Below are 14,146 nucleotides of genomic sequence, written 5' to 3'. Positions count from 1 at the left end.
GAGTGATCACTAAAGTGAGGGGGTGGAGGCAATTAGCTGCCAGTCGGAAGTTTCGCTAAGATATCAACGAGAATCTTGCGCACCTGTTTGTCGGTTGCAGGTTCCCAGCGTTCACGCTCTTGGTAAATTGCCCACCAAACGACCTCCTTTGTTGGCTCATCGATGATGTATAAGATGAACGTGCCCTGTTTGAATTGCTCGACATCAATGGCCTGCTCTCCGGCGAAGCTGGTGTATGGGTATTTGCCTGGAGTGACGGGCATGCCCATGTCAGTCATTCGGGTGACTGTCGTCTTCTTGGTGGCATAGGTCACGAGGAAGTCGGGCTTCTCGCAATCGTCGGTGAACCCGCGCATCTTGAGCGCATCACGTAGCTCAGTCGCGATACGGCTATCGACGATCGGGCTGAGTGATACGTCCTGATATTTGGCACGTGCTTCGCGGGAATCGATTTTAAAGCATTGGTAGCCTTTGATTTTATCGACGGATTCAGGGTTCGACTTGACCTGAAAGGGTGTCGTGGTGCAACCGGAGAAGATGGCAAGTGATAGGAGCAGTAGCAGGGCAATGGCAGGTTTCATGGGATATGAAAATTACCTGCTGTTCAGGAAAGGCAAATGCCAACGGAGCTATGGCAGAATCCACTATGTTTTTTGCGCGATCGAGTATGTTTTGAGCATGTGAGGCTCGTCGTCAGGGCACCTCATGGATTAAATCTAATCCCCTGAAGTGCATTACTTTAAATTTAGTGCAGTGAGGTGCCTGCCGCGTTGCGGATGGGTAGCATACGCCGTTGAAATGACAGGAATGTCACTGTGCATTAGGCTCACTAATTGGTATTATTCTGTGAGTATTCTTTTCCCTATGCCCAGTTATGAAAAATTCAAAATGTAGTGGCTTTGCCCTTGTGATCGCGCTGTCCCTGATGGCGTTCATTCTGTTATTACTCTTAAGCATCACCACGCTGGTTCGTGTGGAGACGAGTAGTGCCGCAAATAGCCGTGCGCAGCTGTTAGCTCGGCAAAATGCAAAGTTGGCTGCGATGCATGCTTTAGGGCGTTTGCAGCAATTGGCAGGGCCCGATCAGCGAGTGACTGCTCGTGCTGAAATACTGTATCCGCCTGTAGCGGGAACGGCAGATCTGACCGTGACGGGGGGGGTTGAGGGGCAGACTATGTGGACTGGGGTGTGGTCGAGTAAGGCCGCGACAGATGATGCAAATGATGCAGTGGTGGGGCTCGACCTCGAGCGTTCACAGTGGTTAGTCAGTGGCATCGATCCTGATGCGAGGGTGGCTGAAGTGGACACGATTGAGCTGGTGTCTGCCGCATCAGGCACCTCTGCAGCGCAACGTGTGGTTGTTCCTTTGGAAACGCTATCCAAAAATGGATCAGACGAAGTCGGAGAGTTTGCCTATTGGGTGAGTGATGAAGGCGTGAAGGCTCGGATTAATTCAGGGAATCCTCATTTTGCAAGTAATGGCGACGATACTGAGGTGGGTTACTATAATGGCGCGATGGCTCAAGTATTCGATCCAGCGGCATCAAGTGATTATTTTACTGATCCGAGTAGTCCAACGCGCTACTTTGATGCCACTCCTTCATTGTGGAAAAGTAACAATTCGTTATCGTCTAGAATTGCGACTTTTAGCGATTTAGGTCTCGTAAACACGTCAGTGACGGAAGCTGGATTAAAGGCGCACTTTCATGATTTTACGACAACATCGAATGCACTGCTGGTGAATACCAAGGAAGGCGGCATCAAGACGGACTTATCCACTGTATTGTCGGATCCTGCAACATACGGTCTGACTGGGCCGATGTTTTTACCCGCCTCTGGGGGAGATCCTGTCGAGGGTGACCCTGGCGGTCCGCTGTGGGAGCAGTTGGCAGATTATTACGGCTATTGCGTTGATTCGGGGCGTGATCTTCCACCGGTGAAACACGCCAATGATCGCGTGAACTTCGCGCCGATCCTGACGCGCTTTCAGTATGAGGTGCATGGGTTTGCGATGCAGAAAGCCGGGAACGGGGGGGATCCGACGATTGATTCGAATCGAGCTGATTTCTTTGAATACAGTATGGGGATTTTTCCCGTGGCGACACTTTGGAATCCTTATGATCGAGAGATGCCGATTCCTGAACTTCAGTTGATGGTCGAGTGTCGACCGATGCAAATCATCGATACTGCGAATGGTAATGCCAAAGTCATGGATTTGCTGAGCACAAGTGATATGGTTCGAGTGAATGACGAGCGTCGCTGGACTCTCTGCTTTACGATTGGCCCCTCGGATGCGGTTAAAACACTGCAGCCCGGCGAGGCATTGAATTTTGTAGCGCCGCATCACTCATGGTTGGCGACCCGTGCAAATCAGGCAGCGAACGAAGCTAATTATTTGAAGCCTGGGGGATTCATCGGAGGACAATTATGGGGCTTCTATACCTCGCCGATGCGGGATCTGACCTTGACGGATAAGAGTCGTCTAGATTTTCGATTCAATCAGGGCACAGGTCAGCCGCAGTGGAAGTTGGTTGCGGGGTTGTATGATATCGAAGATAAGCCGCGTCACAATGCGACCAGCTATACTGAGGAAACACGCGTGGCTTCTTTCACATTCGGGGGCAATGGTCAGTTTCAGGTCACTAACTCGACTCAGCTGCCAGGCTTTGATAAAACGGGGCAGTATCATCACCCTGTAGATGATAGTAATCGCTTTCGCTTTGATACACACATTGACGTCATCGGTTCGTCGGAGACCTATGAGCCGCAGCCTGATACCGAATTCTCCCATATCAATCGAACTGCACTGAAGGAATATAAGAGCTTCGGTTCTGAAAGTGCTTCGATTGATGGGCGCACATGGGGGCATGCCTTTGCGATGGCTTTTCCACAGTCTGAGTTGAACACTGAGAATACTAAAGCGCGGCGTCCGCATCTTTATACACAGTTCAATCCACGCTCCCCCAGCTTTGGCTTGCATGCTGCGATATTCGATCCGAACAACGAGTTCCTTTATAATCCGCTTAATGTCGGCCCAGTCGATCTATGGTCTGCTGATGCAGAAAAAATTTATGATGCCGAAGCGGTGAGTGAAATGAAAGCCTACGTCGGCTTGAGTAACAGTCCACTGACTTTTGACGACAATGATGGTCGGGCTATCTTGTATGAATATCCAATCGAGCCGCCGTTGAGTATCGGTCAGCTATCACAAGCGAACCTAATCAACGTGGATGCGATCTCTGATTCGTTGGACATCGGTTGGTTTGCGAACAAGCAGCAGCCCCATACGACGCCAGCTTACGCGATTGGAAACTCGTTTGCGAATGTGCATCTGGATCTGGATGAAGTCAGCAAAGTCATCACGAATGCTGACTTCGATGGGCAGACACCATCGACCTATGCGGGTGCGCATTATGACTATTCGTATTTGTTAAACGATCTGCTCTGGGACGGATATTTCTTTTCCTCGATCTTGCCGGATAATACCTCGCCTGGCTCTGGAGACCTTCCCAATAGCCGTATGAAGATTTGGGGAGATGCGACGGATGAGGAATTACTCAATGCTAGCCGAGCTGCGTCTAAGATGGCCGTAGAAGGTGGCTTCAATATTAATTCGACCTCTATAGCGGCATGGGAGGCCGTGTTGGGAGCTATGCGCGATGTCGAGGTGCTACCGAATGTTGCGGGGGATGATAATTCGAGCGAGGGTGCCGATTTACTCCATAATTATTCGCGATTTACCCGTCCTGCGGTCACTTCGACTTCTCAAGTTCCCAGCTATGGCAACGACGATATTTCGATGTCTATGGGGTATCGCTCATTAACCGACGCGCAGATCTCTTCACTTGCGCAGGAGATTGTTAAAGAAATTCGCACGCGTCGTTCGGAGCAGGGCATACCATTTCGGTCGCTATCAGAGTTTATAAACCGCTCGATTGACTTAGACGCCAACAATCCGCGGTTCGCGTATTGCGGACCACTTCAACATGCGATCGATCAGTCGGCGGTCAATGGCAAGCCAGCCCTGGACGAGGAATGGCAACGTCAGAGCGATGGTGATGGCTTGTGGGACGATTTTCAAATTACACCAGAGTTGACGGGGCCTACGGGAGCATTGGATGCGGATTCGCTCGATGTCATCAATGGTCGCCCCTATGCGGAAGGCTTGCCAGGTGCACTCATGCAATCGGATCTGTTGTCAAAGCTGGGGTCAGCTCTGACTGCTCGCAGTGATACGTTTACAATTCGAGCCTATGGGAATGTCAAAGACCCGGTATCCGATGGCACGATGGCTGAAGCATATTGTGATATGGTGGTTCAGCGTATTCCTGAGTATGTGGATTCTGCTGAGAGTGGCAGTGCGACAGGTGATGCCAGTTTTGATGCGCCCAGTTCTGCGGTGAACCTGCAATTTGGCCGACGCTTTCGAGTCGTTTCTTTCCGTTTCCTTAATAAGGACGAAATCTAATCTATTGTCCCGCATTGTTATTACCATGAATGTTTATAAGCACGTTCTATTCTGTTTCTCCTGTTACGCGCTGTGTCTGTTTTGCGGTGGCAGCTTATCTGCTCAGACGAATGCCGCTGAGAAGTTCAGCTACGTCTTTCACGTTCTGTTGATGGACTACAACAGCTACGATATTACCAAGGGTGAACACGATGATACAGTGTTTCAATTCGACACCGAGGGAGAGGTCTATCAGATCGCGTTGATCAACCAGAGTATGTCGCGTGCATTCAGTTATAAGGGATCTCCCACGCTTAGCTTCTTTAAAGAAACAGGCGTTACACCTGAGGGAGAACCGATCCGGACGCCGATGATTTCTGCTGATCTGGGAAAACCCGGCACTAAAATCGTCGTCATCGTTAAAGCGTCGAAAGATCGCTACTTTTCGAGAGTCGTAGATGTGGGGCCGCAATTTGTAAAAGCAAACCAGGTTAAGATGATTAACTTTAGTGATCACATCGTGAAAGGGGAAATCGGTGAGCATTCCTTCATGCTAGAGCGACATGAATCCGATACACTGACACTGAAAGGCAAGGATGGGCATCCATTATTTAAAATGTTGATTGCCGCGACCGACGGTGAGAAGCCATATGTCGTTGCCCGTAGACGTATTATGATGCGTCAGGCAGACCGTAAGTTGATTTTATTTCATTACAAACGAGGTAACACTTCGCGGATTACGTTTACCGAGTTTGTGGTGCCAGCAACGAGCCGATCCGTTGAGAATGTCTCCGACGAGGTATCCGAGCAGAGCGCTCCTGTGCGCATTACGATACCGACCGAAGAAAGTGTAACTCCGTGATCGGCAACGTATCTGATACACAACTGACGCAAAACATGGCGTTACTTGCGCAAAAACGTATATCACGATTTCGTGATTTCGCCTATATTGAACACTTACCACCACTGTCACTAACCAAGTCACACCATTCGTAATACAGTTCCCCAATAAAAATAAGAAATACCATGAAGAAATACATCACACTCATCTTGGCCGCAACTGTGGCTACCTCAGCGTTCGCAGCAAAAGGCGACTCAACTCTGGATCAATTTTTAGCGGCGCAAAAGAAGCAAGCTGAGGCGAAAGGCTGGCCGTTTGACGAAGCCAAGCTGAAGAAGCAGTTTGCGATTATGGATGCCGATGGCAATGGCATCGTCAGTGGTGATGAGAAGAAGGCTTACTGGGCAGACCCAGCGGGTGCGAAAGCAAGAGTTGCTGCGAAGCCGGCTGCCACAACATCTAAGCCGACTCCGAAAAAGACTCATAAGGCCGACCAAACCAAGGCAGAGTATTTAGCTCAGGAAAAAGTTAAGTATGAGAAGAAGGGCTGGCAGTATTCTGAATCAAAGGTCGGTGCGATTTTTGATGCGATCGACGCGAACAAAGATGGCCTCGCCACTGGCAAGGAGAAGAAAGCCTACTGGGATAGTAAAAAGTAGGACTGGGTTGTCTCTTAGACCTAAAGGATCATCTGCCAGGCATGACTACTATGATAAAATCACTTTTACTAACTGTCGCAGCGTGTGCGGCTTGGCCGATGTCATCTGCGACGGCTGATAATGAACCCAGTCAAGCTCCAGCAATTGGAGTCGCTTCATCGGGTTCAGTTGGGCACGTTGCGTTTGACGCTCAGCAGAGCGATGCGACGATTCCAATGATCGATCCTGCCAGTGATGTGGATCTGCAGCCTTATACTGGCACTGATTTGAGCGGACGCTATGCACTGGCATTTTCAGATGAGTTTGAAGGCGATACTGTGGATGAGTCCAGATGGTATTACCGCACGGGTTCGAAATTGTGGAGCACGCAACTGCCTGCTAACAATTCCGTTTCGGATGGTCTTTTCCGCATTCACTTGAAAAAGCAGAAGACAGAAGTGGATGGCAAAACCTATGATTATACTGGTGGCGGCATTATCACGAAGAAGTTATTTAAGTATGGTTACTACGAGACACGTATGAAAGCGCCAAAGGGGCAGGGCTGGCACTCTTCCTTTTGGATGATGCGCGATAAGGTTTTAAGTGACATTCCTTTAGACGGTGTGCACATCGAACTCGATCCTGTTGAGACAGACTCGTCCGACCCATACCATTATCAAATCGATGCGCACCGCTGGCGCCCGGATGAGCACCGCAAGTTTGGCACGAAGCAGATCACGACGAAACGGCCTCTGACTGAATGGAATGTGTATGGCATGGAATTTACGCCGACTGAGCTGCGTTATTACTTTAACGGTAAGCTCATGCGGGCGACCGATGCGACTCAGTTTCCTCACTGTGACGTGAATGTCTGGCTCAGTTGCCTGGCGGGTAAAATTGGCAAGAAAACCACTGGTGTGGATGATAGCACACTGCCGAATCAAACGCAGTATGACTACTATCGATTCTTCGAAAAAGTGCCGCACGCAACTGTTGAGATCGCAGCGCCAGGCATTGAGGGCGGCCTATTCTTGCCGAATACGGATGCTGTCTTACCACTCGAAGCAAAGCTGTCTCTAAGTGACGAAGGCCTATCGCCCGTTGTGCAATGGGCTAAAGTGTCTGGTCCCGGGAAAGTGCTCATTCAAAATGCCAAGGCAACGAGCACCAAAGTTAAGTTTACAGAAGCAGGGCAGTATGTGCTGCAGTGCAGTGCGACAGTCGGCAGTGCTGTCAACCGCGCAACGGTTCGTGTGTCGGTCGATGCGCCTGTGATTCACGTGCTCAGTGATCGATTGAATGGTATTGACCATCCCGCATCCTATATTCGCGAAGAGCGAGCTGCTGATAATAATGGCGGCGATAACGACGTCATTATCGGTTGCTTCCGTGGTAATCGTATACGTGGACTGCTATCCTTTGATCTCAGTTCGTTGCCCGCTGGTGCTGTCATCGACAGTGTCGATCTGAGCCTCTATAATGATTCTGGTTTTGGAAAGGTGACTGGCGTCGATCTTCACCAACTAAAGGGCTCATTTGTAGAAGGCTATGGTGATGGTTTCCGTATTCCTGCAGTCGGTTCCGGGGCGAGCTGGAACTCACGCACTGGCTCGGAAGACTGGAATACACCGGGCGGTGATTTTTATCCGGAAGTGCTCACGACGATGCCAGGTTTTGATTGCAGTGAAGAGGGGTATCGTAGTTTCCCGTCGAGTGACGCATTGGTTACGTCTGCTCAGCAAGCGCAGCTAAGTGGCGAGCCATTGAACCTGTTACTCAAGGCTATGCCAGAGACAGGTAACCGCATGTGCCGCTTTAGTGCCGATCAATCGACTGCGGATCAACGCCCAGTATTGCAACTCACTTATAGCATGAAGCCTGTGGTGGCTGCCGATTCTAGCAGTGTAAAAAAAAAGAAGCCAAATATTCTCTTCATTGCAGTAGATGACCTTCGCCCTGAGCTCGGTTGCTATGGCTCGGAAGTTGCGGTGACGCCTAACATGGATCGGCTTGCGAGCGAGGGATTACTGTTCGAGCGCGCTTACTGTCAGCAAGCAATCTGCGGTCCTTCGCGAGCCAGCATCATGACCGGTGCTCGTCCAGATACGACGGGAATTACTCATAATTATGTAAAGATTCGCGAGTTGAATCCCGACATTCTAACGCTACCTCAGCAGTTTGGTGCGAATGGTTACGATACAGTCTTTTGTGGCAAAATTTATCACCATGGCGACATGGATCCACAGTCGTGGAACCGTGAGCCTTCGTTCGACAAACTTCCAACAGGTGTAGCTCCTAGTAAGGACGGATTTGCACTGGAGGCGAATCAGAAGATTAAAGCAGCCAGCCGTAAGGGAATGTTTGCGAAATATGGGGAAGTCGCGAAATACGGCCTTGCGATGGGGCCTGCGTATGAGTGCGCCGATGTGCCAGATAATACATATATCGACGGCTATCACACCGACCTCGCGATTGAGACTTTAAAAGAAATGGTGCAAGAGGGCGACAAGCCCTTCTTTCTCGGATTCGGTATGAATAAGCCACACCTCAACTGGGTGGCTCCTAAGAAATACTGGGATCTATATGATCATGATGCGATTCCACTTGCTGCTCAGCCCGAAGGACCAGAAGGCGGTGCGATGGTTGGTCTGCACCCATCCTTTGAGCTTCGTGTGCGTGATGGCATTCCGAAGTCGGGTGCGATTGATGACGAGATGGCTCGCACGCTAAAGCATTCCTACCTCGCGTGTGTGAGTTATGTCGATGCACAGATTGGTCGCATGATTGATGCGCTGAATGAATCGGGTGTGCGTGATAATACGATTATCATTTTATGGAGTGATCACGGGTTTCATCTCGGTGAGATGGGGATTTGGTGTAAGGCGACGAACTATGAATTAGCCACACGTGTGCCGCTGATGATTTGGACGCCTGAGCTGTCGGCGGCAAGTCAGGGGCAGCGCACCGATGCATTGGTTGAGTTACTGGATATTTACCCGACGCTTTGCGACCTTGCCGGTCTGGAACTGCCAGAGCATTTGGAGGGCACCAGCTTTAAGCCTTTGCTGGAAGATCCGACACAAGCATGGAAGGCCGCGGCCTTTAGCCAGTTTCCTAGTCCTGCACTTCGCGAGTGGGGCGGCTTTCCGATTCGTCCTGCGATGCGCGAAACATATTTTGGTCCGTTGTTGATGGAGGTTGAAGACGAGATCAAGGCGCAGATGGGGGAGACCTGGGATCGCGAGTTATTTGAGAATCACCTAATGGGCTATGCGATGCGCACGGATCGTTACCGCTTTATCGCTTGGAAAGATACGCAGGATTTAGGTGCTGATCCTGTTTTCGTTGAGTTGTATGATCATGAAATCGATCCCACAGAGACGAAGAATGTCGCCGATGATAATCCGCAGCTGGTTGCGCAATTATTGCAGCAATTGAACCACAACCTAATTGGTTCGACTAAATAATTTCAAGAGACAACCCCACTATGCAACTTGTTGATTACATCGTTATTGTCCTCTACGTCCTAGGCATCGTTGGTGCTGGCATGGTGTTTGCAGGCAAGATGAAAAGCTCAAAAGATATGTTCGCCGCAGGCGGGCAGTCGCCGTGGTGGGTGTCCGGTTTGTCCGGTTTTATGACAATGTTCTCCGCTGGCACTTTTGTCGTGTGGGGTGGTATCGCTTACAAATATGGCTTTGTGGCAGTGGCGATTAATATGTGCTACGGCGTGGCCGCGATGTTTGTGGGATGGTTCCTCGCGGGGTATTGGCGTAAGCTCGGAGTAAATTCCGCAGCCGAATTTTTACAGCTTCGTTTCGGTGGATCCATCGTCCAGTTTTATACGTGGTTTCAAGGCACCGTTGGCATCTTTGCGATCGGTGGTGCGGTGTATGCATTGGCTAAAATCGTCTGCGCGTTGATCCCACTACCTGAAGGGCACTTGCTGGCGGACGCATCGACGGGGATGCTGTCGGTGCCATTTACGTCGGTGGTGCTGTGCTTGATGGTCATCATCATTACATTCTCCGGCGGACTATGGGCGGTGCTCATGACGGATGTTTTACAGTTCGTTATTCTAGTCGTATCGGTTGTTTTTGTGGTGCCGCTCATATTATTGGAAGCGGGTGGTTGGACGTCCTTTTTAGATAAGGCACCCGAAGGGTTTACATCACCCGTGGCCGCTGACTTTACCTGGTGGTTCATGGCAGGTTGGGTGGTGATACACTTTTTTAAAATCGGCGGTGAGTGGAGCTTTGTGCAGCGCTACACCTGTGTGCCTACCGCGAAGGATGCGAAGAAGGCGGCCTTCATTTTCGGTTTAATGTATTTGATTAGCCCGTTGTTTTGGATGCTGCCGCCGCTGGTGTATCGCGTATTGAATGCAGATGCTGATGTCGAGCAGGCGTATATTTTGTCCTGTCAGTTAGTGCTGCCTGCGGGGATGATGGGGCTGATGGTGGCTGCGATGGCCTCGGCGACTGCGAGTGCGGCGACTTCGCAACTCAATGTATTTGCCGGTGCGTTTACTACCGAAGTGTATCAGCGACTGATCAATACGGGGGCGACTGATCAGCAACTGGTCCGTATGGGGCGCATCTTTACGGTGGTGCTCGGTGGTATCGTGATTGCAGGTTCTCTATTGATTCCACGCTACGGCTATACCGCGTTTATTTTAGACCTTACCACATTACTGACTGGGCCGTTGGTGTTGCCGACGATCTGGGGACTCTTCTCGCGCAAGATTGGCGTGAAGGCTGTCTGGGGAACCACGCTGATTGGGTTCATGGCAGCTGTCGTGGTGAAGTTCGGTTTAAAGGGGGATGGTTTTCTGACTGGCATCAGTTTGCTTCAAGGGCTTTCGGAATGGGTCATGGCGCATGCGCGCATTGCTGATTTGTGCTCCGGTATTTTGGTGCCGTTCGTAGTATTGGTTGTATTGGAACTCGTCGAAAAACATGAGCATCCAGGCTGGCAGCGCGTGCAGGATTCGAAGCTGTCTTTCCACGAGACCGAAGATCTGCAGTCGTCCACTTTACCTGCTAAAATGGTGGCGATTACATTAGCAGCGATTGCCGTCATGATGTCAGTTCTCGCCATGATCAACCATGTGGATGCGAAGGTGCTGCTATGCTTTGCGCTGATCCTCTATGTGATTTCAGGCACGGTGTATTTTATTATCCGTAAAGCAGATCGCGCTGCGGAGTCAGTTTCTTGAATTTTTAAACGTATTTTAAATTATGAATAGTCAGGTGAATTCTGTAGATCTAGGGAATCGCGAGTCCGATCAGTGGCTCCAAATGGGCACGGGCGAAATGCAAACGCCACAGCGTCGTCAGGTGCTTGAGTTTGATGTCGCTGTGATCGGTGGGGGGATGGCTGGTGTTTGTGCGGCAGTTGCTGCTGCGCGCAACGGTTCAAAGGTTGTGCTCGTTCAAGATCGCTCGGTGCTTGGTGGCAACGCGTCCAGTGAGTTACGAGTCGTGGTGCACGGGGTGACGAAGTTGAACAACGGCTTGGCTGATCGCGAAACTGGCATCATCGAAGAAATTCTATTGCACAATCGCTTTTGTAATCAACAGGGCTCTTTTACCGTGTGGGATCATGTGCTGTATGACTTTGTGATACGTGAGCCGAACATCAAGTTGTTGTTCGATACGCAGGCGCTGCGTGCTAATATGGAGGGCGATCGCATCGTGTCGGCGCGTTGTTGGCAGGGGCCGACTGAGACCGAGATCACGATCCATGCGAAACAGTTTATCGACTGCTCGGGCGATGGTCTGATGGCAGCGACAGCAGGTGCGTTGTATCGCACTGGCCGCGAGGCGCGTTCTGAGTTTAATGAGAAATTCGCTCCAGAGGAAGCCGATGGTTGGACGCTTGGAGCTACGATTTTACTATCGTCCACGGATATGGGCAAGCCGACGCCGTTCGAAGCACCGTCCTTTGCGATCCCGTATAGCGGCGATAAGAATCATGAAAACAGCGGTCACGACGACCGTAGCATTCTGCCATTTCATGAGGGCTTTTGGTGGGTCGAGGTCGGCAGTAACTTTGATATCGTGGGCGACTTCGATGAGATTCGCCATAAGCTAATGGGCTATGCCTATGGTGTGTGGGACTATGCCAAGAATTCTGGTAAGTTCCCTGAAACCGAAAACTTTGCCTTGGATTGGGTCGGCTCAGTGCCCGGGCGTCGTGAGTCGCGCCGCTTTATTGGCGATCATATACTCTCAGAGTCCGATTTGTTGAGGCATAAACATTTTGACGATGCGGTGGCCTTCGGCGGTTGGCCGCTGGATGAGCACAATCCTGGTGGCATTGAAAATCTGAAAGATCCTCCAAGCTTCTGGCACGCGCACTTCGACAAGGTGTATCAAGTGCCATTTCGTAGTTTGTATTCGAAGAACGTATCCAATCTTCTATTCGCGGGACGTAATGTCAGTGTCACTCATGTTGCGCTGTCTTCAACTCGCGTGATGGCGACGTGTGCGACCATGGGGCAGGCTGTCGGCACGGCTGCAGCAATGTGTGTGGCAAAAGATATTTCGCCGCGTGAGCTTGGGCAGCATTATATAAAGGAGCTACAAGAGCAACTCATGCTCGATGATGCCTATATTCCAGAGCATCCATCGCAGGACTCGAAGGATCTGGCCAAGCAGGCAGATCGTATAGTCGCCTCCTCAACAGCCTCTGGTGATGTCAACTTACTCCTCGATGGTGTGTCGCGTGACGAACATGGCAGCACGCACCATTGGGCATCTGAAGGTGTGGATGCCACGCTGATGTTTGAATGGGATGCGCCGGTCTCGATTTCTAGTCTTTATGTCAAGTGCGACACCAACGTGAATCGTAACATCATGATGCTGAAGTATCATCGCGACGATAAGAGTTATGCGCCGGATGTGCCGGCTGAAATGCTTAAAGCATTAGAGGTGGAAGCCTGTGTGCAGGGTGAATGGATTAAAGTAGGGGAGTTGGAGAACAACAAGACCCGCTTGATTCGATTCCACTTCGATACGGTTGAAGCCAGTGCCTTGCGTTTGCGCCTAAAGGAAACCTACGGCGCGCCGAACGTTAAGTTGTTCGAAGTGCGCTGCTACAGCAGTTAAGTGGCAGCCTCATCGCGTGGGACTACAACGTGTAAGTGTAGCGATGTGACGCCAGTCACGTCGACGTATGTTGAGCCTCGCATTTGTCTGGCCAGCCACTTCATCCGTCAACCTAGCTCGCTCAAGTTCGCTACAAAGTGTAGCAGTAGTGATGCGACGCCAGTCACGTCGACGTATGTTGAGCTTCGCATTGTCTGGCCATCCGCCTCATCCCCGTCGACCTAGCTCGCGCAAGTTCGCTACAAAGTGTAAGTGTAGCGATGTGACGCCAGTCACGTCTACCTCAACCTTAAATCTTTGGACGTGCCACCGGGCCGCCCATCCAGAACATGCGACCGTCGCCTTGCCAGTTATCTGGCACTTGTTCGTCGGTGAGCGATTCTACGTGACCATCAAAGAATAAGACCCCTGCGGTGTCACCTGCATTGCGAAAATCAATTTGAGCAGTGCCCGCGCTGGATTTGCAAACAACACCTCCCTTTGTTTCTGCGATGAAGCAGGTTCTGGCAGGATGTAAAATTGCCAGGTTCAGCGGCCCATCCTGTGGCACGTCATCGCCATTTTTCAGCGGCTTTTGTCCACTGAATGTCCGAAAGTAATCATTCATCCCATAGCAAAAACGCTGTGTGGCTGGGGTGCTCTCAACTACGGGCGACCAAAATACAGTATCTTCCAATCCGGCGCCATTGGCACCGTTGTCTACGAAGGGCTCTTGGTAGATGCGCTCGTAGAGCGTTTTCATCCAGCCGTCACTGGCTTTCCAGTATGCCGAAGGGAAGCGTCCTTTGTTTTCATTGGCATGGGTCATTGCCGCAATTCCGATTTGACGAAGATTGGAGATCGATTTCGTAGAGCTTGATTGGTGGCGAGCTGCGGAAACGGCAGGTATTAAAATTCCGGCCAAGATCGCAATAATTGCGATAACACTTAGTAGCTCAATCAGAGTGAATCCTCGTAGGGGCAATGGGGGCTTATGCTTCATCTCTAAATATTAACATAATTTTTGCCAGAAAACATGACTATTCTAGCAAAAAACAATGCAAATCTTACATCGTTCTAGTTGAGGGCTACAGATTCAAGTGGTTCACTTTTAATCAAGGTGGTCGAA

The 14,146-nt window shown here is 50.5% G+C and carries 8 protein-coding genes and 1 pseudogene; 7 read left to right on the top strand and 2 right to left on the bottom strand.

Going from position 1 to position 14,146, the window contains the following annotated elements; translation table 11 throughout:
* Positions 1 to 32: 32 nt before the first annotated feature.
* On the bottom strand, positions 33 to 581 hold the full coding sequence (locus GZZ87_RS15985; RefSeq protein WP_162024575.1) for a DUF4136 domain-containing protein: 549 nt from the start codon (positions 579 to 581) through the stop codon (positions 33 to 35).
* Positions 582 to 874: 293 nt separating this feature from the next.
* On the opposite strand from GZZ87_RS15985, the gene GZZ87_RS15980 reads away from it, so the two are divergent.
* The 7 genes and pseudogenes from GZZ87_RS15980 to GZZ87_RS15955 all read left to right on the top strand — a co-directional run bounded on the left by GZZ87_RS15980 (position 875) and on the right by GZZ87_RS15955 (position 13,038).
* Positions 875 to 4,468: a hypothetical protein gene (locus GZZ87_RS15980; RefSeq protein WP_162024574.1), complete on the top strand. Its 3,594-nt coding sequence runs from the start codon at positions 875 to 877 to the stop codon at positions 4,466 to 4,468.
* 25 nt (positions 4,469 to 4,493) lie between these two features.
* Positions 4,494 to 5,309, top strand: coding sequence for a hypothetical protein (locus GZZ87_RS15975; protein WP_162024573.1), 816 nt, complete (start codon positions 4,494 to 4,496; stop codon positions 5,307 to 5,309).
* Between the two features lie 164 nt (positions 5,310 to 5,473).
* Positions 5,474 to 5,947, top strand: a complete 474-nt coding sequence (locus GZZ87_RS15970; protein WP_162024572.1) for a hypothetical protein — start codon at positions 5,474 to 5,476, stop codon at positions 5,945 to 5,947.
* A gap of 41 nt (positions 5,948 to 5,988) precedes the next feature.
* Positions 5,989 to 7,779: pseudogene (locus tag GZZ87_RS19800) on the top strand (family 16 glycosylhydrolase); the annotation flags it as partial.
* A gap of 18 nt (positions 7,780 to 7,797) precedes the next feature.
* Complete coding sequence (locus GZZ87_RS19795; RefSeq protein ID WP_244648106.1) at positions 7,798 to 9,393, top strand: sulfatase; 1,596 nt, start codon at positions 7,798 to 7,800, stop codon at positions 9,391 to 9,393.
* A 20-nt stretch (positions 9,394 to 9,413) separates the two neighbouring features.
* On the top strand, positions 9,414 to 11,144 hold the full coding sequence (locus GZZ87_RS15960) for a Na+:solute symporter (protein ID WP_162024570.1): 1,731 nt from the start codon (positions 9,414 to 9,416) through the stop codon (positions 11,142 to 11,144).
* A 22-nt stretch (positions 11,145 to 11,166) separates the two neighbouring features.
* Entirely contained in the window at positions 11,167 to 13,038 is a 1,872-nt protein-coding gene (locus GZZ87_RS15955) for an FAD-dependent oxidoreductase (RefSeq protein WP_162024569.1), read from the top strand.
* A 289-nt stretch (positions 13,039 to 13,327) separates the two neighbouring features.
* Here the strand turns inward: GZZ87_RS15955 and GZZ87_RS15950 are convergent, their stop codons facing one another.
* Entirely contained in the window at positions 13,328 to 14,020 is a 693-nt protein-coding gene (locus GZZ87_RS15950) for a prepilin-type N-terminal cleavage/methylation domain-containing protein (protein WP_162024568.1), read from the bottom strand.
* Positions 14,021 to 14,146: the final 126 nt, after the last annotated feature.

The sequence above is a fragment of the Lentimonas sp. CC4 genome (assembly GCF_902728235.1).
Lineage (GTDB): Bacteria > Verrucomicrobiota > Verrucomicrobiia > Opitutales > Coraliomargaritaceae > Lentimonas.
The sequence above is the reverse complement of the archived record's forward strand: the minus strand, read 5'-3'. Positions and strand labels throughout refer to the sequence as shown.